Source organism: Pseudochelatococcus lubricantis (assembly GCF_042432495.1).
Classification (GTDB): Bacteria; Pseudomonadota; Alphaproteobacteria; order Rhizobiales; family Beijerinckiaceae; genus Pseudochelatococcus; species Pseudochelatococcus lubricantis.
The window spans coordinates 14962-36755 of record NZ_JBHLXC010000007.1; the positions used below are offsets into that span (position 1 = coordinate 14962).

Below are 21794 nucleotides of genomic sequence, written 5' to 3' on the forward strand. Positions count from 1 at the left end.
AGGTGCCGGGCCAGCCGACGTGCGCCCGGCCCATCGCGTCAGTGACCGGACTCGGTCGCGATCAGCAACCAGTTGGGGTCGCGGCTGCGTAGCGTGCGTGAAAACGTCCACGTGTCGCTGACATCCGCCACCTCATCCGCCGCGCCATCGATCACCTTGCCCTCGACGTCATAGGTCGCGGTGATCAGCTTGGACGCAAACCGGATGGTGATCTGTGCGACCTGATTCTGCACCTCGACAGCCTGGATATCCGCGCTGTCGACGGAAACGAATGTGGTGTTGACGACCTCGCCCCGGCGTTCGCGCTCGCCGATGGCGCGGTCGAAGCCGTCGAAAACCTCACGGGACAGCAAGCCCTTCAGCGTCTTGCGGTCGCCTTGGGCGAAAGCGGTGACGATGATCTCGTATGCAGACTTGGCGCCTTCCCGGAAGGCCTTGATGTCGAACGCGGGTTCCGCCGCCGCGACGGCGTCGAGCCCGCGGGCGATGGGCGAGCCGGGTTCGGCGACGCCTTTCCAGCGGTCCGGATCGACAGCGGCGCCGGGCGCGCTCACGTCGTTGGCCGGCCCCGGCAGATGCACCACGTTGCCGCCGTTGCCTTCGGCCGAGCGGCCCTCGGCCTGGCCCTTCGCCGCACCTTGCTGCCCGTTCCCGTTGCGCGCGTCGCGCCGGGTGAAGGGGTCGACCGGCGGGCGCTCGTTGCCGGTGCGCTGGCCGAGAACCGAGCGCAGCCGCCAGATGACAAACACCGCAAGGCAGAGAAAGACGATGGTCACGATGTCAAAACTGTCCTGCATGTTTCTATCGTCTCACTTCCCTGTCGCTCCGACCAGCTTCACCGGCACATATGGTGTGCCGTGCTGGTAACATCCACATCCCGTCCGGACAAGAACGCGCCCCGGCCGCACCGGAATGGCCGCGCTCCAAAACCGTCCCCTGGCCGCATATCGTATCCTGCGACGGGCTTTACGGAAACGCTTTTATCATCAAAATTCATGCCGGAACCTATACCGGAAGCCATGTTGCCAGATGCGGCGACAGAACGGCAACAAGCGCGGAAATGACGCCCGATCCTTTCATATGCGGCTTGCGTTAATCGGCTTTACACGTCACACGTCTAGGGAATCCATCGGATACCGATGATGATGATTCTGACTATGACTAGCGGAGAAATCACATGACCGACGCAACAACCAATAGCGAAACGACCGCAGGGCCGGTGGTCAGCGCCCTCGCGCAGTACATCAAGGATTTCTCCTTCGAGAACCCCAATGCGCCCCGCTCGCTGGCGCCGCAGGAAAAGTCTCCCGAGATTTCCATTCAGGTGAACGTCGGCGGCAACCAGATCGGTGAGGAAGACTACGTGGTCGACCTGACGCTGGAAGGCAAGGCGACGATCGACAACGAGGTGCTGTTCGCGTTCGAACTCGTGTATGGCGGCGTCTTCCGTCTGCGCAACATCGCGGCCGAGCACGTCCACCCTACGGTCATGATCGAATTCCCGCGCCTGCTGTTTCCGTTTGCCCGCCAGATCATCGCGGACGCCGTCCGCAACGGCGGCTTCCCGCCCCTGTTCATCGATCCGATCGATTTCTCGGCGCTCTACCGCCAGAAGATCGCCGAGCTGCAGGCCGAACAGGCACAGGCGACCGTTTCCTGATTCGCAGGGACATACCCCGCGTTCGGGTATTGCGAAAACACCGTGGCGCGGTCTTTCCGGCCGGGAGCAGCGCGTGGCGCCGCTCCCGGCTTTTCTATTGGCGCCCCTCCCCGCCGGCCTGAAGATACTTCAGCCACTGGCTGGCGCCGCCCAGCTCGGAGACGAAGGCGGCGTGCGCCTGCCGCTCCGCGTCACTCACACGCGACTGCAGCGGCACTGGCCGCCGTGGCGCGGCAGAGCGCTGTGCGTGGGCAGTCACCTGCGCGGACGGCGCGATACCAAGGTCAAGGCCCGCCTGCCGGCCACCGAGCAGCTCGATGTAGACCTCCGCCAGAATCTCGGCGTCGAGCAGCGCGCCGTGTTTCGTGCGCTTGCTGTTGTCGATGCTGTAGCGCGCGCAGAGCGCATCGAGATTGTTCGGCGCGCCCGGATGCTTGCGCCGCGCCAGCACCAGCGTGTCGACGAGCCGTTCCTGCGCCAGCGGCGCGATGTTCAGTCGACGGAACTCCGCGTTGATGAACATGGCATCGAAGCTGATATTATGGGCGACAAGCGGCGCTTCCGCGATGAAGGCGAGGAACTCATCGACCACCGCCGCAAACACGGGCTTGTCGGCAAGAAACGTATCGGAGAGGCCGTGCACACGAAAGGCGCCCTCGCTCATCGGCCGTTCCGGATTGATGTAGGCGTGAAAATGCCGCCCCGTTGGCACCGTATTGACAAGCTCCACACAGCCGATTTCGACTACGCGGTCGCCGGTGGCGGGGTCGACGCCCGTCGTTTCGGTATCGAAGACGATTTCTCGTGACATGGTTGGACCCGATAATTCTGACTGGAGACGGACGATCGTTCGACGCCGGCGTCAGGCCGGCGCTTCCGCCTGCCGTCGATGCCCCGGCCGGCCGGCGAGCGCCCTCAGAATATCGCGCACTTGCCGCTCCGCCGCATCGAGACCAAGCGAGCTGTCCACGACGAAATGCGCGCGGCGGCGCTTTTCGGCATCCGGCATCTGTTTCACGTGAATCCGCTCGAACCTCTCCTCCGTCATGCCGGGACGCGACAACACGCGCGCCCGCTGCACCTCCGGCGGCGCACTCACCACGAGGACGGCGTCGCAGCGGCCGTCCTGTGCGGTCTCCAGCAGCAGAGGGCTATCGATGATGACGAGCTGCGCCCCATCGCGGCGTGCCCGTTCCAGAAAGACGCGCTCCTCCTCCGCCACCAGCGGATGAACGATCGCTTCCAGACGGCGCAACGCCTCCGCGTCGCCAAGCACCCGCGCGGCAAGCCGCTCGCGGTCGACAACACCATCAACCACGACACCCGGAAACGCCGCCTCCACCAGCGGCGCGGCGCGACCCCGGTAGAGTTCGTGGACTGCGGCGTCGGAATCGTGCACCGGCACACCCCTCGCCCGAAAGAAATTGGCGGTGGTGGACTTGCCCATCCCGATCGAACCGGTCAACCCGAGGACGAATGTCATGGCTTCGATCCTTCTGTGGTGGCGAGCAGATCCGCGACCACGTCATCGTAGAGAGCCCGCGAAACGACGGGTGTCATGCCAAACCAGCGCGCGAATCCCGGTGCCGCCTGATGCAACAGCATGCCAAGCCCGCCAACGGTCCGCAATCCGCGCTGCCGCGCCGCTGCAAGCAACGGCGTCTCAAGCGGCACGTAGACGATGTCCGTCACCAGCGCCGTTTCCGGTAGTGTTTTGGGGTCCACATCGAGGGTGGGCTGGCCGTGCATGCCCATCGACGTCGTATTGACGAGTAGCGAACTGGCGGGCAGGAGGCCAGGCAGCGCGTCCCATCCCGCACCCGCGATCTGCCGGCCCGAGAACAACTGCCCGAAATGTTCAGCCAATGCTTGCGCGCGCGCCAGCGTGCGGTTGACGATATGGATGCGCTCGACGCCGCGCGCCAGGAGGCCGTAGACGACGGCCCGCGCCGCTCCCCCCGCTCCCAGCACCGTGGCGGTTGGCGTGCGCGCGTCCCATCCCGGCGCGTCCGCGTCGAGGCTGGCGAGGAAACCGGCGACATCGGTGTTGTCGCCCATCAGCCGCCCGTCCTCGAACCAGAGCGTATTGACCGCGCCGAGCGCCCGCGCCGTAGCCGTTGCGTCATGCACAAGCCCGAAGGCGGTTTCCTTATGAGGAACCGTGACATTGCCGCCCACGTATCCATTCGAGGCGAGATCGCGGATGAAGCCCGGAAAGTCGTCAGGCGAAACCTCGGCGAAACCGTAGTCCCCGGCGATGGCGTGCTGCCGCAGCCAGAAGCGGTGGATGAGAGGCGAACGGCTGTGACGGGCCGGGAAGCCGATGATGCAGGCCTTGGGAGCGGATGACGGAAGCGGTTGCGGCATGGGAATCAACATGAGAATGAAAGGCTGTCTGTCCGGAGCGCGGTTCCGACAGGCGGAGACAGTTTCCGGGAAGGATCGTGCTTAACCAGATGGACGGAACGGCGCGGCAATTCAACGAAAAAACGTTCTGTGCCGGACACTGTCAGTGACTATGGACAGGCGACAGGCCGCCGGCAAACGCTCATTTCTTGATTTCGGGCGAATTCTTATCACTTAAATAATTAAATTTAGCCGGAACGCGCCCTCGGCCATTTCTACGTTTCGTTGAAACGCAACATTCCCACGCAAAAGCGGTGCCTGCTTTTGCTGAAACTGCTTTAGGACGCGAGACATCCTTCCTCGCGCAGGAAGGCGAGAACGGGCAGAAGCGGCAGACCGAGTATCGTGAAGTAATCGCCGTTGATGCGCGAGAACAACTGGACGCCGGCCCCCTCGACCTGATAGCCACCGACGCTCGACAGAACGCTGTCCCCCACCACCTCGACATATCTGGTGACGAACGCCTCCTCCAGCGGCCGCACATCGAGATCGGCCGTGGAGACGACTTCGAACACCACCTCCCCGTCACGCGCCAGCGCGGCCGCGGAATGGAGATGATGCGTCTTACCCGAGAGCGCGGCAAGTTGATTCCGCGCAGCAGCGATATCGACGGGTTTGTGAAACTGCCGCCCGTCGCACTCAAGCGTCTGATCCGCGCCGAGAACCAGACGTCCCGGTTCCCGCCGGCTGACGGCGAGCGCCTTTTCGCGTGCCAGCAGCGAAGCAAGATCCTCTATCGGCGCACCGGATGAACTGAACGGCTCCTCGATGGCCCGCTCATCCACGCCCGGCTGCCGTGTTTCCACCGCGATGCCCGCCGCTTCGAGGAGATTGCGCCGCGTGCGGCTGGTGGACGCCAGAACAAGCGGCTGATCCGCGATCCAGAGAGTTGCAGGGTCCGGTTCCGACATTAAGTCCCCTCCTTCACGGCATGACAGAAATCAAGACATCATTCAGAGCGGCGGCGGCTCAGGACAGGGCAATGAACTGCAGGCGGTGGGCGCGCAGCAGTTCCATGATGGCCGCCGCCGTCTCCTCGATGGAGCGGCGGGTCACGTCGATCACCGGCCAGCCGTTGCGCGCGCACAGCTTTCGCGATTCCGCAATCTCCGCTGCCACCGAATCCCTATCGACATAGGCTGTGTCGTCGCCCGCGTTCAGGCTCAACAGGCGGTTCTGCCTGATCTGGACGATACGGTCCGGGCTCGCGACAAGCCCCACGATCAGCGGCCTCTTGGTTGTGCTCAGCGCCTCAGGCAAGGCGAAGCCGGGAACCAGCGGAACGTTCGCGGTCTTGATACCCCGGTTGGCGAGATAAATAGCCGTCGGCGTCTTGGACGTGCGGCTGACGCCGACCAGGACGACATCTGCCGAATCGAGATCCTCCCCCGTCTGTCCGTCGTCGTGGGCAAGCGTATAGTTCATCGCATCGATACGCTTGAAATACTCGGCATTGAGTGTGTGCTGCGCACCGGGCCGCGCGATGGTCTCGGTGCCGATGTAAGACTGAAACAGATTCACCACCGGATCAAGCACGGAAAGCACCGGAATTCCCTCCGCGCTGCACACGCGGTTCAGTTCGTTCGCAAGATCTGGATTGACGAGCGTGTAGAGGACGATGCCAGGTTCGTCCATGATCGAGGCCATCGCCCGCTCCAGTTGGGCGGCGGAACGCACGAGCGGGTAGACGTGCTCGATCGCCGAGATTCCCTCATATTGCGCGGCAACCGCCCTGCTCACGGCAAGAAGCGTCTCCCCGGTCGAATCAGACACCAGATGCAGATGAAAAAAGCTGCGGTTCACGTGATCCCCCATCCGTTTCCCGAACCGGTTTAACATCTGGCGGCGCCGGCGCGAACACCTTTCCGGAACTCCGCCGTCGTCCACGGGTCAAAGCCTGGCGGATTCACGTGAAACACTGGCGGAGGACCGCGATTCCAACAGGGGGAGTCGACACGTGTGGATAACAAACCGTTAACGGCCGGCCGGGAAAAGGCCCTGTGAATCGCCAGCCAATCGTTCAACAGTCGTTTCCGTGTGGCCTGATTCAGTCACGGATTTTCGCGGCCGTGGACAAAATCCCGCAACGGCGATTTCGCGACAGGCTTAACGCTTCCTAAACGTTAACGAATCGTTAACGAATAGGGCGAAACTCGGACCCGGCCGCAGCGCTCCCGCGGCGTCGAAGCACGGTGAGCGAATCTGGGGACGAAATGTGGACGCCGCTGGGATGCTGCTATTCGCCGTCTAACAAGAACAACAGAATCCTTTTAATAGACATTCTTTGATTCAAGACAGGAGTGAAGGATCGTGAGCCTGCCCCCCCGAGACGACGAGCGCATCCGCACAGAACCTCTCTCCGCAAACATCCCGCTTCTGCGGGTGTTGGCCGGTGAAACCCTTGCAACACCGCCGCTCTGGATGATGCGGCAGGCCGGGCGCTACCTGCCGGAATACCGGGCGCTGCGCCAGAAGGCGGGCTCGTTTCTCGATCTCTGTTACGATCCCGAAAAGGCCGCCGAGGTTACCCTTCAGCCGATCCGCCGTTTCGGGTTCGACGCTGCCATTCTCTTCAGCGACATCCTCGTGGTGCCCGACGCTCTCGGCCAGAAGGTCAGGTTCGCGGAAGGTGAAGGCCCACAACTCGATCCGCTGACACCCGGAGGGGGGTTGGCGACGCTCGCCAGTGAACTCGATCTGGAACGGCTTGCGCCCGTCTACGAGACGGTGCGCATCGTCCGCGCTACCCTACCCTCGGAAGTCGCGCTGATCGGCTTCGCCGGCGCGCCCTGGACCGTGGCGAGCTACATGATCGCCGGCAAGAGCACCCCCGATCAGGCGCCCGCCCGTCTTTTCGCCTATCAGCACCCCGAGCTCTTCGGCGAGATCATCGACAGGCTTGTGGACGCGACTTCAAGCCACCTCATTGCGCAAATCGACGCCGGTGCGCAAGCGCTGCAGATTTTCGAGAGTTTCGCCGGCGCCCTGCCCCCTTCCCTCTTCCGGCGCTGGTCTCTGGCGCCGGTCGGTCGCATCGTTCACCGCATCCGTTCGCAACGGCCGGGAATTCCCGTGATCGTGTTTGCGCGCGGCGCCGGCGTGGGTGTGGAGGAACTGGCGCAGGCCGGCATTGCCGACGCCGTGGGGCTTGACTGGACTATCGACCCATGGCGCGCGCGCGACAGCGTTCAGAAGCTGCGCCCGGTGCAGGGCAACCTCGATCCGCTGGCCTTGCTCGCCGGCGACGATGTTCTTGCCGGCGCCGTGGACGATATCCGCGCCGCGCTGGGCAATGGGCCGCATATCTTCAACCTCGGGCATGGCATTTTGCCGCAGACGCCGATCGCCCATGTCGAGCAGATGATCGCCAGGGTTCGCGGTTGATCGCAGCCCGCTTCCGTAACCTGGAATCGGTCGAAGAAATGCTTGCGGGAATCTGCCGTTCGCGGGAAAAGAGCGTACGGCCCGGGCGAGGTCGGGGCGATCCGGAGAGCGCGCGATGCTTTATGAATGGCTGAAGGCCCTGCACATTATCTCGGTCATTGCGTGGATGGCGGCGATGCTCTACCTGCCGCGCCTGTTCGTCTACCATGCCGAGGCGGTGCCGGGCTCCGATCGCATCGCGGCCTTCAAGGTCATGGAAAGGCGCCTGTACAAGGCGATCATGACGCCGGCCATGATAGCGACATGGGTTTTCGGTCTGATCATCGCCTATGAAGGCGGCTGGTTCGCCGCCGGGTGGTTTCATGGCAAGCTCCTGCTCGTCGTGATCCTGTCGGGAGTTCACGGCTTCCTGGGCGCGGAGCTGCGTCGGTTCGCCGCTGACAAGATCACGCGCAGCCCGCGCTTCTACCGCATCGTCAACGAGGTGCCGACACTCCTCATGATCCTCATTGTCATTCTCGTGGTACTCAAGCCGTTCTAGTATGCGCGGACGGAAAGGGCTGCATCCGGCGGAGTCGGAGCGGACAGGGCGAAAAACCGCGGGGTCGGACTTGAAGTCGGAAGGGAAATCCGCTAGATAAGGCGTGCCTTCCTGACAGCAGGATGGCGAGCGTGCAGTTATATTGTGCGCATGCTCGCCTGTGTCGTATACCCGACGTTTCAACCTGCGCTTCATCACATCCTTCCGGGCTGCACGGCAGCCCCCTTATAGATCGAGAGTTTTTCCCCGATGCGGGAGATCAAGCTTCAGGACCTCAAGTCCAAGACACCGACCGAGCTTTTGGCTTTTGCCGAAGAGCTGTCGGTCGAAAATGCCAGCATCCTGCGCAAGCAGGAATTGATGTTTGCCATCCTCAAGCAACTGGCCGCCGCCGATACCGAGATCATCGGGGAAGGCGTCGTGGAGGTGCTGCAGGATGGCTTCGGTTTTCTGCGTTCGCCCGATTCCAATTATCTGGCGGGGCCAGACGATATTTACGTGTCGCCGTCCCAGATTCGGCGCTTCGGCCTGCGTACCGGCGACACCGTCGAGGGTACCATTCGCGGCCCCAAGGACGGCGAACGCTATTTTGCCCTGCTCAAGGTCAACACGATCAATTTCGAGGATCCCGAAAAGATCCGGCACAAGGTGCATTTCGACAACCTGACGCCACTTTACCCCAATGAGCGGCTGCGTCTGGAGACGGAAGAGCCGTCCAAGAAGGACCTGTCCGCCCGTGTCATCGACATCGTCTCACCGATCGGCAAGGGCCAGCGCGCGCTCATCGTCGCACCGCCGCGCACCGGCAAAACGGTGTTGTTGCAGAATGTCGCGCAGTCGATCACGACCAATCATCCCGAGTGCTACCTGATTGTTCTGCTGATCGATGAGCGTCCGGAGGAAGTCACCGACATGCAGCGCTCCGTCAAGGGCGAGGTCATTTCCTCGACCTTTGACGAACCGGCGGCGCGTCACGTGCAGGTCGCGGAAATGGTGATCGAGAAGGCCAAGCGCCTTGTCGAGCACGGCCGCGATGTCGTCATCCTGCTCGATTCGATCACCCGTCTCGGCCGCGCCTACAACACGGTCGTGCCGTCCTCCGGCAAGGTGCTGACGGGTGGCGTGGACGCCAATGCGCTGCAGCGGCCGAAGCGTTTTTTTGGTGCCGCACGCAACATTGAGGAAGGCGGCTCGCTGACCATCATCGCGACGGCGCTGATCGACACCGGCAGCCGCATGGACGAGGTGATCTTTGAGGAGTTCAAGGGCACCGGCAACTCCGAAATCATTCTCGACCGGAAGGTTTCGGACAAGCGTGTGTTCCCGGCCCTCGATATCACCCGCTCGGGCACCCGCAAGGAAGAACTGCTCGTGCCGCCGGACATCCTCAAGAAGACCTACGTGCTGCGCCGCATCCTCAATCCGATGGGCACCGTCGACGCCATGGAGTTCCTGCTCGACAAGCTGCGCCAGACACGCCGCAACGCCGATTTCTTTGATTCGATGAACACGTAGTCGCGCTGCGTCGCACTTCGATTGCTGCAGGATACAGAGGCCTTTCGCTATATGCGGAGGGCCTTTCCTGCTTCTTGTGCCATGGCTTATGATGTTTCCGGCTTGCAATGTAGAGGATGGCGACTGCGATACGGCGGTCGGTGATTTTGCGGTGGAGATTTTCCTTGCGTCGTGAAGATACGATCGTTGCGGTGGCGACGGGTAGCGGACGGGCTGCGATTGCTGTCCTGCGGCTGTCTGGCCCAGCGACACGGCGGATACTGGAAGTGCTGGCCGGTTCCGTGCCGCAACCGCGTTTCGCCAGCCTGCGCGCCATCTACGCCAGCGATGGCGCCGTGCTTGATCGGGCGCTCGTTATTTTCTTTTCGGCGCCGGCGAGCTTCACGGGTGAGGACGTCGCTGAACTGCATCTGCACGGTGGGCCGGCGGTAATCGCAGCGGTGCTGGGGCGCTTGCTGGAGACGAGGCTATGCCGGCTGGCTGAGGCGGGAGAGTTTTCTCGACGCGCCTTCATCAACGGAAAGCTCGATCTGACGGAGGCCGAAGGCATCGCCGACCTGATCGACGCGGAGACGGAAACACAGCGCCGCCAGGCCATGCGCCAGCTTGAAGGTGCGTTGTCGCTGACGGTGGAAAACTGGCGCGAACGCCTGGTCGATACGATGGCGCTGGTCGAAGCATCGCTCGACTTCTCCGACGAGGGTGACGTCCCGGAGGGCCTGATGGATGAAGCCGTGTCGGCTGCGTCGTTGGTGGGCAAGGAGATTGAGACTGTTCTGAATGACGGAGCGCGGGGAGAGCGTCTTCGTGACGGCTTCACGGTGGTAATCGCTGGTCCGCCGAACGTCGGCAAATCCACGTTGATCAATCGCATTGCCGGACGGGACGTGGCGATCGTCTCTCCCGTTGCCGGAACGACTCGGGATATGATCGAGCTGCATTGCGATCTCGGCGGCACGCCCGTGGTATTCGTCGACACCGCCGGGCTGCGGGACACGGACGACCCGGTTGAGAGAGAAGGCGTTGTACGCGCCAGAAAGCGCGCGCAAGCGGCCGATCTCGTCCTGCTTTTGTTCGATAACAAAATTGACGCCGATACCGATGGCGCTACCGGATTCGAAGCCGTTGCACCGGAAAACATTATCATGGTTCGCACGAAATACGATCTTCAGCCGGACGACGAAGTGATAGAAGGCGCGGTGGCGGTCTCCGCGAAGACCGGGGCAGGAATCGATATCCTTCTGAAACGAATTGAACAACAATTCGCGGGCCGGTCCGACTCGCAGACGGCGCTCATCACGCGCGAACGCCATCGCACTGCACTGACCGATGCAGCGCGCCATCTGTCCCGGGTGTCGGCGGCTCACGTGTCTACATCGCCGGAACTGCTTGCGGAGGACATCCGCCTCGGCATGCGAGCGTTGGGTAGAATCACCGGTCGCGTGGATGTCGAGGATGTCCTGGATCGGTTGTTTGCGGGTTTCTGCATCGGGAAATAATGGGGATGAAAATCCGCGCAGCGTGTTTCACGTGAAACAATCTCGTCTGTCCAGGTGCGATAAATCGAAACAGAAACGCTACCGGAAGACAACGGCCCGTTCAGGGGTTATAAACAGTGCCCGACACAAGGGTAGATGAATCGGCGGTGATTGAAGGCATGATTGAGCGGCAGCAAAACGGCGAGCGAGGGTATGACGTTGTCGTCGTCGGAGGAGGGCATGCGGGGACAGAGGCCGCGGCCGCCGCCGCTCGCGTCGGCGCAAGGGTTGCGCTGGTCACCCATCAGTTCGCGACGATCGGCGCGATGTCATGTAACCCTGCCATTGGCGGTCTGGGCAAGGGACATCTGGTGCGAGAGATCGACGCGCTCGACGGAGTCATGCCGCGTGCGGCCGATCAAGGGGGCATCCAGTTTCGCGTACTGAACCGGCGAAAGGGGCCGGCCGTCCGCGGTCCGCGTGCGCAGGCCGACCGCAAACTCTACGCGCGGGCTGTGCAGGACACTATCAGTACCATCGCCAACCTGTCGGTGATCGAAGGTGAGGTGGCCGATCTTTCCGTGCGCGACGGCTGCATCGCGGGCGTGAGGCTGGTGGACGGCCGGACATACGACGCCGGCGCTGTCGTGCTGACCACCGGAACATTCCTGCGTGGTCTTATCCATATCGGGGAAAAACAGATCCCGGCGGGCCGCATCGGTGAGGCGCCGGCGGACGCGCTGTCATCGATATTGATGCATCACGGCCTGACACTCGGCCGTCTCAAGACGGGTACACCAGCCCGCCTGGACGGCCGGACCATTGACTGGAGTATTCTCGATCGTCAGGCAGGGGATGATGAGCCCGAGCCGTTTTCGCTTCTGACGGAACGGCTACCGAACCCACAGATTGCCTGCGGTATTACGCGAACAACGCCGGAAACCCACACAATTATTCGCCAGAACATTCACCGGTCGCCCCTCTATGCAGGCGTCATCGAAAGCCGTGGCCCCCGATACTGCCCGTCTATCGAGGATAAGGTGATGCGGTTTGCTGACCGGGAAAGTCATCAGATATTTCTGGAGCCCGAGGGTCTCGACGATTTTACCGTCTATCCCAACGGCATTTCGTCATCGCTGCCGGAGGATGTGCAAGACGCCTTCATTCATTCCATGCCGGGGCTGGAGCACGTCACAATCCTGAGGCCGGGATATGCAATCGAGTATGATTATGTAGATCCGCGGCACCTCGACGCGACTCTGGAGACGCGGGCTATCAGAGGCCTGTTTCTGGCCGGGCAGATCAACGGAACGACCGGATATGAGGAAGCGGCGGCGCAGGGTCTTGTTGCAGGACTAAACGCGGCCCGTCGCGCGGGAAACCAGCCCGGTATCACCTTCGACCGCGCGGATGGCTATATTGGCGTGATGATCGACGATTTGGTGACACATGGTGTCAGCGAACCGTATCGCATGTTTACGTCCAGGTCGGAGTATCGGCTCAGTCTGCGCGTCGATAACGCCGATGAGCGTCTTACAGACAAGGGGATTGCTGCCGGTTGCGTCGGGCCGCACCGGGGTGTGTTCCATGAGGAGAGAAGCCGTCTTGTTCACGAGTGGCGTACACGTCTGCGCGGGCTCAGCCTGACGCCGCGAGAGGCTTCAAGACACGGTTTGACCCTCAATCAGGATGGCCAGCGTCGCTCGGCTTTCCAGTTGCTGTCATATCCCGATATCTCCGTCGAGCGGCTCCGTGTTATTTGGCCGGAACTGGGTGAGATGCCGCGCTGGCTGCGCGAACGCCTTGAAACGGACGCAATCTACGACGTGTACCTCGACCGGCAGCAGGAGGACATCGCCGCATTTCGGCGGGATGAAGAGCTTGAATTGCCCGCAGACCTTACGTTTGAAGCGCTGCCGGGTCTTTCGGGTGAACTTCAGCAGAAGCTGTCGCAAATCAGGCCCAGGACGCTGGGTCAGGCCGCGCGAATTGAAGGTATTACCCCGGCTGCGCTGACGATTCTCTCCGGACATGCCGGAAAACGCCGTCTGAAGCAACCACAGCAGCAAGTTTGAGGAATGATTTCATCGTCTGATTCATCTTCGCCGGACGCTGACAGGCTTGAAACGCTGACAGCGTTTTCTGTTTCACGTGAAACATCCGATCGGCTGACGATTCTGGTGCAAGAGCTGCGTCGTTGGCAAGCCGTGAAGAACCTTGTCGGGGCGGGCACGCTGGCCAATGTCTGGACACGCCATATCGCGGATTCGTTGCAACTTATCCGGCACGCGCCCGACGCACGCCATTGGCTCGACCTTGGCTCCGGAGCAGGGTTTCCGGGTATCGTTCTGGGCATTCTGCTGCGTGAACGGGGGGAAGGGCATATCGATCTCGTGGAAAGCAACGGGCGCAAATGTACCTTTCTGCGTCACGCGATCCGAGCTACCGGCGCCAGCGCCGCGGTTCATCAGGGGCGTATCGCTGACATTCTGCCGATACTCGGCGGGGCGCCAGTCGATGCTGTGACAGCGCGCGCGTTGGCTCCGCTTGCCGAGCTGCTGGATATGACGAAAGACCTGTTGAGAAACGGTGCAACAGGGGTATTTCCAAAGGGGCAGGACTGGGAGAGTGAATTGACCGAGGCGCGCAAATACTGGAGAATCACTGTGGATGCGTTACCGAGCCTGGTTGATTCCCGCGGTCGCATTCTTGTCGTTCGGGAACTGCAAGAGGTCGATGGCGGTCATGGCCGACGTTAATCAGCTTATGGAGCCTTCCGGCAGCGGTGTTTCGGGGGGGATTCGCGTGCTGGCGCTGGCCAACCAGAAGGGTGGGGTCGGCAAGACGACGACCGCGATCAATCTCGGAACGGCGCTTGCGGCGATCGGCGAGCGTGTCCTGATTATTGACCTTGATCCGCAGGGCAATGCATCGACCGGACTTGGGGTTGACAGGAAGAGCCGCAAGATTTCGACGTACGATGTCATGGTCGGCTCGGCAACATTGCAGGACACGTTGCTGGAAACGGCTGTTCCGGGTCTCGCCGTGGCGCCGTCGACGCTGGATCTGTTGGGCGTGGAGCTGGAGATCGCCGCCAGCAAGGACAGGGTGCACCGGCTTGGCCGCGCTATCGATGTGCTGGGACGTGACATCCGCCCCAACGGTTTTACCTATGTCCTCATCGATTGCCCGCCGTCGTTGAACTTGTTGACTATTAACGCATTGACGGCGTCGAATGCCGTGCTGGTGCCGCTCCAGTGCGAGTTTTTCGCGCTTGAAGGCTTGAGCCAGTTGCTGCGAACCGTGGAGCAGGTGCGCGTATCGCTCAATCCGGGGCTCGGGATACATGGTATCGTGCTGACGATGTTCGATCCGCGCAACAACCTTTCGAACCAGGTCGTTGCCGACGTCCGCGAGTTCATGGGCGCGAAGGTCTACGATACAATCATTCCGCGCAATGTCCGCGTTTCAGAAGCACCGTCCCACGGTAAGCCGGTGCTGCTTTACGATCTGAAATGTGCGGGATCGCAGGCTTATCTGAAGCTGGCTTCCGAGATCATTCAACGGGAACGGGCGCTGCGCGCCGCCTGATGACGGAAGTACACCGACAGGTGTCGGCGATGAGGGCGGATCCACCGAAAACGGATCGGGCTGCCGAGAGAGGGCCGTTTGTGGGCCATGGTAATGGAGATCAGTATGGCTGAGGATTCAAACCGTTCCCGCCTGGGGAGGGGACTTGCGGCGCTGATCGGCGACGTCGGTGACGAGTTCGCAGCCCAGACGCGCCAGACCAGCGCGGGGACGCAGAAGGTTCCGATCGAGTTCCTGCGGCCTAACCCGCGCAACCCACGCAAGATATTCAACGCAGAGGCGCTCGACGATCTGGCGGCATCGATCCGCGAACGTGGTCTCATCCAGCCCATTATCGTGCGTGCCTTGCCGGGCGTGGCCGATGTCTACGAAATCATTGCAGGCGAGCGGCGCTGGCGCGCGGCACAGCGCGCGAACCTGCATCAGGTGCCCATTGTCGTCGTGGAGGCCGACGATCGTGTGGCGCTTGAAATAGCCATTATCGAGAACGTGCAACGCACGGACCTCAATCCGCTCGAAGAGGCGGCCGGTTACGAGCAACTGATTGCGGAGTTCAACTATTCGCAAAACGACCTTGCACAGGTCATTGGCAAGAGTCGCAGCCACGTCGCCAACACGCTGCGCCTCTCGCGGCTGCCTGCGTCGATCAAGCAACTCGTCAATGACGGAGAACTCTCTGCCGGGCACGCACGGGCGCTGCTGACAGTCGCGGACCCGGAGGCCGTGGCGCGGCAGATTCTCACGCAAGGACTGACGGTGCGCGATGTGGAGCGCATCGCCCAGCGTGACACCCAAGGAGAAGGGGAGGGCGGCGGCAATCGCCGTGCCGCCCGGGCCAGGCCGGAAAAGGACCCCGATACCCGGGCGCTGGAGCAGGCGCTGGAGGAAGTTCTGGGGCTCGTTGTTTCCATAGAGCACAAGGCGAATGGTGGTGGCGAGGTCAAGGTGCGTTACAAGACGCTCGACCAGCTCGATAACCTTTGCCGTCGTCTGCGGGGCTGACCGCAGGAACGCCTGTGTAAAGGTGAGGGGTTGACTGCCCGGCCATCCCGAACCGGTCTGCGGCAGACTACTGCTCATATCCCGGAGCAGAAACGAGATGCAAATCAACGCCCCTCAAATATCTCGATGCGGATGTTACGGCGCGTCGACGCGCCGTAATCCGTTTATCATACCATCGCCGACATCCGGGCCGGTAATGACATCAGTGCCAATTACTTGTCGGTGCTCTGGTTCGCTGCGCGCTCGATGGCTTCGTTGATCAGCTTGTGCGCCTCTTCAGCGTCGCCCCAGCGCACGATCTTGACCCACTTGTTGGGCTCCAGATCCTTGTAGTGCTGGAAGAAGTGCTCGATCTGCTGCAGCGTGATTTCGGGCAGATCGGTATAGTTCTTCACGCGGTCATACCGCTTGGTCAGCTTGGAGGAGGGAACCGCGACGATCTTCTCGTCCTGCCCGGATTCGTCTTCCATGATGAGCACGCCAATGACGCGCGAGGAGATGACGGCGCCAGGAATGAGGGCGCGGGTGTTGACGACCAGCACGTCAGCCGGGTCACCGTCGCCAGAAAGCGTGTGCGGAATGAAGCCGTAGTTACCCGGGTAGCGCATCGGCGTGTACAGGAAGCGGTCGACGAAAAGGGTACCCGATTCCTTGTCCAGCTCATACTTGATGGGTTCCCCGCCGATCGGCACCTCGATGACGACGTTGACGTCGTGGGGGGGATTCTTGCCGATGGCAATGGCGTCGAGACGCATGTCGGAAACTCCTGACAGGATAGACAATGATGCGACGTTCCGGCGGTGCTGGCAGCGCTGGCCAGCTGAAACCGCGCGGACGCGGGTGGAGACAGCGTGCCGCGACGCCACCGGACAGGAGCCCGTACCGCATGACGCCGCAACCACGGCGGCGGCTCTTTCTACAGCATCGGTTATAAAAGTGAAATCCGCATTTTGGCTCACACCGTTACCATGACGGCGGCGGTATCACGGAAAGACAAACGCCGTGCGCATCAGCGACACACCGCCGACGCGAATGTTCTCGTTCACCTGCGCCCGGCCGCCCAGCCTCTCGTAGAAGCGCGCGGCGCGTTCGTTATCCTGCAGTGCCCAAACGACGAGGCCCCGGCGGCGTTGCATGGCGAGTTCCCGCCGCGCGGTCGCAAATAACTGCGTGCCGAGGCCAAGCCCCTGAAAGACCGGATCGAGGTAAAGCTCGCTGATCTCACCCTGCTGAGGCAGGGAGAAGCTGCGGCTGGCGCCGAAGCTGGCGTAACCGGCGATACGCTCGCCGATGTCGAGGACGATGAGAGAGCGCGTGCGCGCGATGGACTTCTGCCACCAGCCCGGCCCCCGATAGGCTATCATGCGTTCGAGCGCTACCCCGGGGATGATGCCGCGATAGGCCTCGCGCCATGAAACGTCATGGACCGCCGCCAGAGCCGTGGCGTCTGACGGTCGTGCGGCGCGGATGTTGATGACGACCTCGTTCATATGAAAAGTCTAGGATGAGCTGTGTCTGGCGACAAGATGCAAAGCCGATATGGATTCGAACATGGACAAGATTTCATACGTGTTGTGGTGTCGCACGCGGCCTGCTATGGCGTAGGACAACTGCAACGACATTCGGGACCCCGTGTTCAACCGTTTCAACAAGCCCGAGGTGCGCTATGCGCGCCGCATGGCCCGCATCAGGCGCTGGGATGCGCCGCTGGAAGGCGGCTGGGCGCACCTCAAAGCCTACGTCAATATGCTGTTCGTCGATCATGGCATATTCCGGGCAATCTATCTCAATCGCCACAAGGTGACGGACCGCTTCTGGCGGGCCGCGCAACCGTCGCCCCGGGATATTGACGCCATCGCGCGCCTGGGCGTGCGAACGGTGGTCAATCTGCGCGGCGGGCGCGAGTACGGCTCCTGGCCGTTGGAGCGCGACGCCTGCGAACGCAACGGCATTACACTTGCGGAATTCGTGGTGCGGTCGCGGGAGGCGCCGTCCCGAGAAACAATTTTGTCGGCAAAAAGGTTTTTCGAGACTCTCGACTATCCTGTTCTCGTTCACTGCAAGTCGGGTGCGGATCGTGCCGGCTTCATGGCGGCGCTGTTTCTCCTGGTGCATGAAGGGCGGCCCGTCGAAGAAGCGGTGCGCGAGTTGTCACTGCGCTACGGCCACTTCCGCTTCGCGAAGACAGGGATACTCGACGCCTTCTTCGAACTCTACCGGCAGGAAGGTGCCGCAGCCGGCCTCGACTTCATGACGTGGGTCACGACTGTTTATGAGCCGGATAAATTGAGGGCGCGCTTCCGCCCGAATTTCTGGTCAGCGTTTCTCGTCGACCGCATCCTGCATCGGGAATGAGTTTCCATGGACGAGCAGGACGGGACCTCTGTCGACGGGACAGGAAGCTGGATAATGCCCTCCATGGTTGACAACGTTCATAGCGAAGCCGGTGCAGCGCCGCATCTCGTGTTCCTGGTGACGGAAGACTGGTTTTTCGTATCGCACTTCCTGCCGATGGCGCGGGCGGCGTGCGAACTCGGGTTGCGCGTCACCGTGATCACGCGCGTGCGCGATCATGTGGCGGCGATTGCCGCGACAGGTGCGCGCGTCGTTCCCCTGCAGGCGGAGCGGCGCAGCCTCAATCCGCTGGCGGTTGCGGCGACGCTGAAGCGGTTGCGGCAACTGCTGCGCGACGAACGCCCGGATATTCTGCACTGCATCGCGCTGCGTTCGATCGTTCTCGGCGGGTTGGCCGCCCCGGCCGGAACGGCGAAGGTGCATGCGCTTACCGGTCTCGGCTTCCTCGGCGCGCGCGCGGACGTCATCGGCCGCACGGCGCGGGCGCTGCTGCGGGGCGTCCTGCGGCCGCTGCTCGATGGACCGCGAACGCGCTTTCTGTTTGAGAACGAGGACGACGCCCGCATGCTGGGGCTCGATCCGGCCGATGCCGGCAAAGTCGCGCTCGTCGGCGGGGCGGGGGTCGATCCGGCGGCGTTCCCGGTCACGCGACCAGCACCGTCGACCAGCCTGAGAATCGCCGTGGTCGCGCGTATGCTGTGGTCGAAGGGCATCGATCTCGCCGTCGAGGCGCTGACGATGGCGCGGGCCGCCGGCGCTGACGTGACGTTGTCGCTCTACGGCGCGCCCGATCCGTCTAACCCGCGCGCCGTGCCGGAGGAGACATTGCGGGAATGGGGCGCACGGCCTGGCATCGCGTGGTGCGGTGCGACGCAGGACGTGCCCTCCGTCTGGCGGGCGCACGAGGTGGCATGCCTCCCGTCCCGGGGCGGAGAGGGGCTGCCGCGCACACTGCTGGAAGCTGGCGCGAGCGGACGCGCCATCGTCACCACCGACGTGCCGGGCTGCCGGCGTCTGGTGCGCGACGGCGTCGAGGGTCTCATCGTGCCGCCTGACAATGCGATTGCCTTGGCTCAGGCATTCGTTTCGCTGGCAAATGATCGGGTGCGAGTTCAGGAAATGGGCCTCGCGGCGCGGGCACGGGTCGAGAGCGGTTTCACCGAGCGCCACGTGATGGATACGGTGAAGACGCTGTATGCGAGCCTTCTCAGGAGGCCGTCATGACCATCACCGACCACGAAGCGTTCATCCGCTCTCACACGCGACTGCTGCCTGTGCCGCATGCGCCGGAGATCAGCCTGTTCGTGGCGGACGAGGCGACGGCCCTGTGGCAGAAGACGGAGGAGGAGCTGGGCGAGATGGGCCTGCCGCCGCCCTTCTGGGCTTTTGCCTGGGCCGGCGGCCAGGCACTGGCGCGCTATGTCCTCGATTATCCGGATGCGGTGGCGGGACTGCGGGTGCTCGATTTCGCTGCCGGCTCAGGCCTTGTCGGGATAGCGGCGGCGAAGGCGGGGGCGGAAAGCGTGGAGGCGGCCGATATCGATCCCTTCGCCGCAAGCGCCATCCGCGTCAATTCGCTGGCTAATGACGTGCGGTTGAAGGTCCGCACCGACAATATCGTCGGGCGCGACGAGGGTTGGGATGTCGTGCTGGCGGGGGATATATGCTATGAGCGCGATCTTGCCGAGGCGGTGTTCGCGTGGCTCGTGACGCTGCAACGGCGCGGCGCGCGTGTGCTGATCGGCGACCCCGGACGAAGCTATCTTCCCAAGGATCGGCTCGACTGCCTTGCGACCTACAGGGTGCCGGTGACGCGCGCGCTGGAGGATGCCGAGATCAAGACGAGCCGTGTCTGGCAGCCGCGCATCGCGCCGGGGACATGATTCGTGCGGAGACATGATGACCAGTAATCCATCGCCTGACCCCACCCCCGACAGGCGCGCCGCAGGGCGTCGGTCGCCGCTCTTTCTGGGCAGGATGCTCGGGAAGGGAACGCCCTTCGCGCGCGGCGATACGGTGCCGACCATCCGGCGCCTGTGGCGCGATCAGATGCGTCCGCACCGCGGCGCGCTGTCGCTGGTGCTGGTGTTGATAGCGGTCATCGCGGGCGCCTCGGCGCTCTACCCGGTCCTCATCAAGGAGGCGTTCGACGCATTCACGGCGCGTGACGCCAGCGCCATCGCGATCGCGCCGCTTCTCGTCATCGTGGTTACGAGCGTCAGGGGCTTCGCGCTGCTGGGGCAGACGGTGCTGACCAACCGCGTGATCTCGCGCATCGAGGCCGATATGCAGACGGCCCTTTACAGCCATCTCATCGACGCCGATCTCGCGCAGCTCGACCGCGAAAGCCCGGCGACGCTCACGCAGCGGTTCACGACGGATTTCGCTTACATCAAGGAGGCGCTGACGCGCCTTTTCACCGTGCTGCTGCGCGACGGGGCAACGGTGATCGCGCTCGTCGGCGCGATGCTGTGGATTGACCCGGTGCTGACGATCGTCGCCGGGCTGATTGCGCCTTTCGTGGCGCAGCCGGTGGCGCGGCTCGGCAGGAAGCTGCGCCGCGTCGCCACCTCCACGCAGGAGGAGATCGGGGCGATGGCCAACCTGATCTCCGAAAGCCTTGCCGGCGCGCGTGTCGCCAAGGTGTTCGCCCTTGAGGGCTATCTGAAGGGGAGGGCGGCGCAGGCCTTCGAGACCGTGCGGGAATTGAAGGTCAAGGCGGCCAATGCGCGCGGGCGGCTCGACCCCTTGCTTGAAGTCGGCGGCGGGCTCGCTGTCGCGGGCGTGCTGGTGCTGATCGGCTGGCGCATCGTGGAGGGCAACAGCACGATGGGCGAGTTCACCGGCTTCATCACGGCGCTGCTGATGGCGGCCCAGCCCGTGCGCTCCATCGGCAACCTCAACGCCATCGTGCAGGAGGCAATGGCGGCGCTGCGGCGCTACTACGACATTCTCGACCTGCCGCCGGCTATCGTCGACAGGCCGGATGCGCAACCCCTCGCGCTGACGCAGGGCGAGGTGGCCTTCCGCGACGTGCGCTTCCGCTACCGGGACGACGTGACGGCGCTCGACGGCATCGATGTCACGCTGCCGGCGGGCAAGCTCACGGCGCTCGTCGGCCGCTCCGGCTCCGGCAAGTCGACGCTGATGGCGCTCGTGCCCCGCCTTTACGATGTGACCGGTGGCGCGGTGCTGATAGACGGGAGGGATGTGCGCGAGGTGACGCTGGCAAGCCTGCGCGCGCAGGTCGCCGTCGTCAGCCAGGAGGTCGTGCTGTTCGACGACACCATCCGCGCCAATATCGGGTTCGGCCGTCCCGGCGCGTCGGACGCGGAGATCGTGGCGGCGGCAAAAGCGGCGGCGGCGCATGCCTTCATCGATGCGCTGCCGGAGGGTTACGACACCCGCGTCGGCGATCGCGGCTCCCGGCTGTCGGGCGGTGAACGCCAACGGGTGTCGCTGGCCCGCGCCATCCTGAAGGATGCGCCGGTCCTCCTGCTCGACGAGGCGACGAGCGCCCTCGATGCCGAGGCAGAGCGCATGGTTCAGGATGCGCTCGCCGTCCTGACGCAGGGGCGCACGACGCTCGTCATCGCGCACCGGCTGTCCACGGTGCGGCGCGCCGACCTCATTCTCGTGATGGACCGCGGCCGCATTGTCGAGCAGGGCCGCCACGACGACCTGGTGGCTCGCGACGGCCTTTACGCACGCCTGCAGCGCCTGCAGTTGACCGACGACACCGAAAAACACGACGCAGTCTGAAGCCGGAGAGCGGCGCTATACAGTTCAGAAATTTACAGAATTGTGACGTGTTCCGCCGATCGAGGGCGTTTCTTTTGCTGCTGCATGGCAATAAAATTCT

The 21794-nt window shown here is 63.0% G+C and carries 21 protein-coding genes; 13 read left to right on the plus strand and 8 right to left on the minus strand.

Annotated elements, in window-relative coordinates; all coding sequences use genetic code 11:
- Window positions 1-38 precede the first annotated feature (38 nt).
- Window positions 39-797, minus strand: coding sequence for a Tim44/TimA family putative adaptor protein (locus ACFFJ7_RS13705; RefSeq protein WP_166952466.1), 759 nt, complete (start codon window positions 795-797; stop codon window positions 39-41).
- Between the two features lie 380 nt (window positions 798-1177).
- On the opposite strand from ACFFJ7_RS13705, the gene secB reads away from it, so the two are divergent.
- On the plus strand, window positions 1178-1660 hold the full coding sequence (secB, locus tag ACFFJ7_RS13710; protein WP_166952462.1) for a protein-export chaperone SecB: 483 nt from the start codon (window positions 1178-1180) through the stop codon (window positions 1658-1660).
- Between the two features lie 94 nt (window positions 1661-1754).
- Here secB and dnaQ read toward each other — a convergent pair whose 3' ends face one another.
- The 5 genes from dnaQ to ACFFJ7_RS13735 form a co-directional block, all read right to left on the minus strand.
- A complete protein-coding gene (gene dnaQ / locus ACFFJ7_RS13715) occupies window positions 1755-2471 on the minus strand; it encodes a DNA polymerase III subunit epsilon (protein ID WP_377593048.1) in 717 nt (238 codons plus the stop codon).
- A gap of 51 nt (window positions 2472-2522) precedes the next feature.
- Window positions 2523-3143: a dephospho-CoA kinase gene (gene coaE / locus ACFFJ7_RS13720; RefSeq protein ID WP_377593049.1), complete on the minus strand. Its 621-nt coding sequence runs from the start codon at window positions 3141-3143 to the stop codon at window positions 2523-2525.
- Window positions 3140-4027: a shikimate dehydrogenase gene (locus tag ACFFJ7_RS13725; protein ID WP_377593050.1), complete on the minus strand. Its 888-nt coding sequence runs from the start codon at window positions 4025-4027 to the stop codon at window positions 3140-3142. The genes coaE and ACFFJ7_RS13725 overlap by 4 nt, the downstream gene beginning before the upstream one ends.
- 317 nt (window positions 4028-4344) lie before the next feature.
- Window positions 4345-4977, minus strand: coding sequence for a Maf family protein (locus tag ACFFJ7_RS13730; RefSeq protein ID WP_377593051.1), 633 nt, complete (start codon window positions 4975-4977; stop codon window positions 4345-4347).
- Between the two features lie 58 nt (window positions 4978-5035).
- Complete coding sequence (locus tag ACFFJ7_RS13735) at window positions 5036-5869, minus strand: pyruvate, phosphate dikinase/phosphoenolpyruvate synthase regulator (protein WP_166952619.1); 834 nt, start codon at window positions 5867-5869, stop codon at window positions 5036-5038.
- 537 nt (window positions 5870-6406) lie between these two features.
- Between ACFFJ7_RS13735 and hemE the strand changes: the two genes are divergently transcribed.
- The 8 genes from hemE (at window position 6407) to ACFFJ7_RS13775 (ending at window position 15577) form a co-directional block, all read left to right on the plus strand.
- Window positions 6407-7450, plus strand: coding sequence for a uroporphyrinogen decarboxylase (gene hemE, locus ACFFJ7_RS13740; protein WP_377593367.1), 1044 nt, complete (start codon window positions 6407-6409; stop codon window positions 7448-7450).
- Window positions 7451-7565: 115 nt separating this feature from the next.
- On the plus strand, window positions 7566-7991 hold the full coding sequence (gene hemJ / locus ACFFJ7_RS13745) for a protoporphyrinogen oxidase HemJ (RefSeq protein WP_166952441.1): 426 nt from the start codon (window positions 7566-7568) through the stop codon (window positions 7989-7991).
- Window positions 7992-8240: 249 nt separating this feature from the next.
- Complete coding sequence (gene rho, locus ACFFJ7_RS13750; protein WP_166952438.1) at window positions 8241-9506, plus strand: transcription termination factor Rho; 1266 nt, start codon at window positions 8241-8243, stop codon at window positions 9504-9506.
- Window positions 9507-9670: 164 nt separating this feature from the next.
- Complete coding sequence (gene mnmE / locus ACFFJ7_RS13755) at window positions 9671-11005, plus strand: tRNA uridine-5-carboxymethylaminomethyl(34) synthesis GTPase MnmE (protein ID WP_377593055.1); 1335 nt, start codon at window positions 9671-9673, stop codon at window positions 11003-11005.
- A 158-nt stretch (window positions 11006-11163) separates the two neighbouring features.
- A complete protein-coding gene (gene mnmG / locus ACFFJ7_RS13760) occupies window positions 11164-13059 on the plus strand; it encodes a tRNA uridine-5-carboxymethylaminomethyl(34) synthesis enzyme MnmG (RefSeq protein WP_377593369.1) in 1896 nt (631 codons plus the stop codon).
- 3 nt (window positions 13060-13062) lie between these two features.
- A complete protein-coding gene (rsmG, locus tag ACFFJ7_RS13765) occupies window positions 13063-13743 on the plus strand; it encodes a 16S rRNA (guanine(527)-N(7))-methyltransferase RsmG (protein WP_377593057.1) in 681 nt (226 codons plus the stop codon).
- Window positions 13730-14575, plus strand: coding sequence for a ParA family protein (locus ACFFJ7_RS13770; RefSeq protein WP_377593371.1), 846 nt, complete (start codon window positions 13730-13732; stop codon window positions 14573-14575). Before rsmG ends, ACFFJ7_RS13770 begins: the two co-directional genes overlap by 14 nt.
- A 105-nt stretch (window positions 14576-14680) precedes the next feature.
- Window positions 14681-15577: a ParB/RepB/Spo0J family partition protein gene (locus ACFFJ7_RS13775; protein ID WP_377593060.1), complete on the plus strand. Its 897-nt coding sequence runs from the start codon at window positions 14681-14683 to the stop codon at window positions 15575-15577.
- A 212-nt stretch (window positions 15578-15789) separates the two neighbouring features.
- On the opposite strand, the gene ppa is transcribed toward ACFFJ7_RS13775, so the two are convergent.
- Both ppa and ACFFJ7_RS13785 read right to left on the minus strand, forming a co-directional pair.
- A complete protein-coding gene (ppa, locus tag ACFFJ7_RS13780) occupies window positions 15790-16332 on the minus strand; it encodes an inorganic diphosphatase (RefSeq protein ID WP_166952427.1) in 543 nt (180 codons plus the stop codon).
- 228 nt (window positions 16333-16560) lie between these two features.
- Window positions 16561-17067: a GNAT family N-acetyltransferase gene (locus tag ACFFJ7_RS13785; protein ID WP_166952424.1), complete on the minus strand. Its 507-nt coding sequence runs from the start codon at window positions 17065-17067 to the stop codon at window positions 16561-16563.
- 142 nt (window positions 17068-17209) lie between these two features.
- On the opposite strand from ACFFJ7_RS13785, the gene ACFFJ7_RS13790 reads away from it, so the two are divergent.
- The 4 genes from ACFFJ7_RS13790 to ACFFJ7_RS13805 all read left to right on the plus strand — a co-directional run bounded on the left by ACFFJ7_RS13790 (window position 17210) and on the right by ACFFJ7_RS13805 (window position 21694).
- Complete coding sequence (locus ACFFJ7_RS13790) at window positions 17210-17932, plus strand: protein tyrosine phosphatase family protein (protein WP_377593063.1); 723 nt, start codon at window positions 17210-17212, stop codon at window positions 17930-17932.
- Between the two features lie 63 nt (window positions 17933-17995).
- A complete protein-coding gene (locus tag ACFFJ7_RS13795; RefSeq protein ID WP_166952418.1) occupies window positions 17996-19156 on the plus strand; it encodes a glycosyltransferase family 4 protein in 1161 nt (386 codons plus the stop codon).
- The gene (locus ACFFJ7_RS13800) at window positions 19153-19815 is read left to right on the plus strand and encodes a class I SAM-dependent methyltransferase (protein WP_377593065.1); all 663 of its coding nucleotides are present in this window, start codon (window positions 19153-19155) and stop codon (window positions 19813-19815) included. The genes ACFFJ7_RS13795 and ACFFJ7_RS13800 overlap by 4 nt, the downstream gene beginning before the upstream one ends.
- 94 nt (window positions 19816-19909) lie before the next feature.
- Window positions 19910-21694: an ABC transporter ATP-binding protein gene (locus ACFFJ7_RS13805; RefSeq protein ID WP_166952610.1), complete on the plus strand. Its 1785-nt coding sequence runs from the start codon at window positions 19910-19912 to the stop codon at window positions 21692-21694.
- The last annotated feature ends 100 nt before the right edge of the window (window positions 21695-21794 follow it).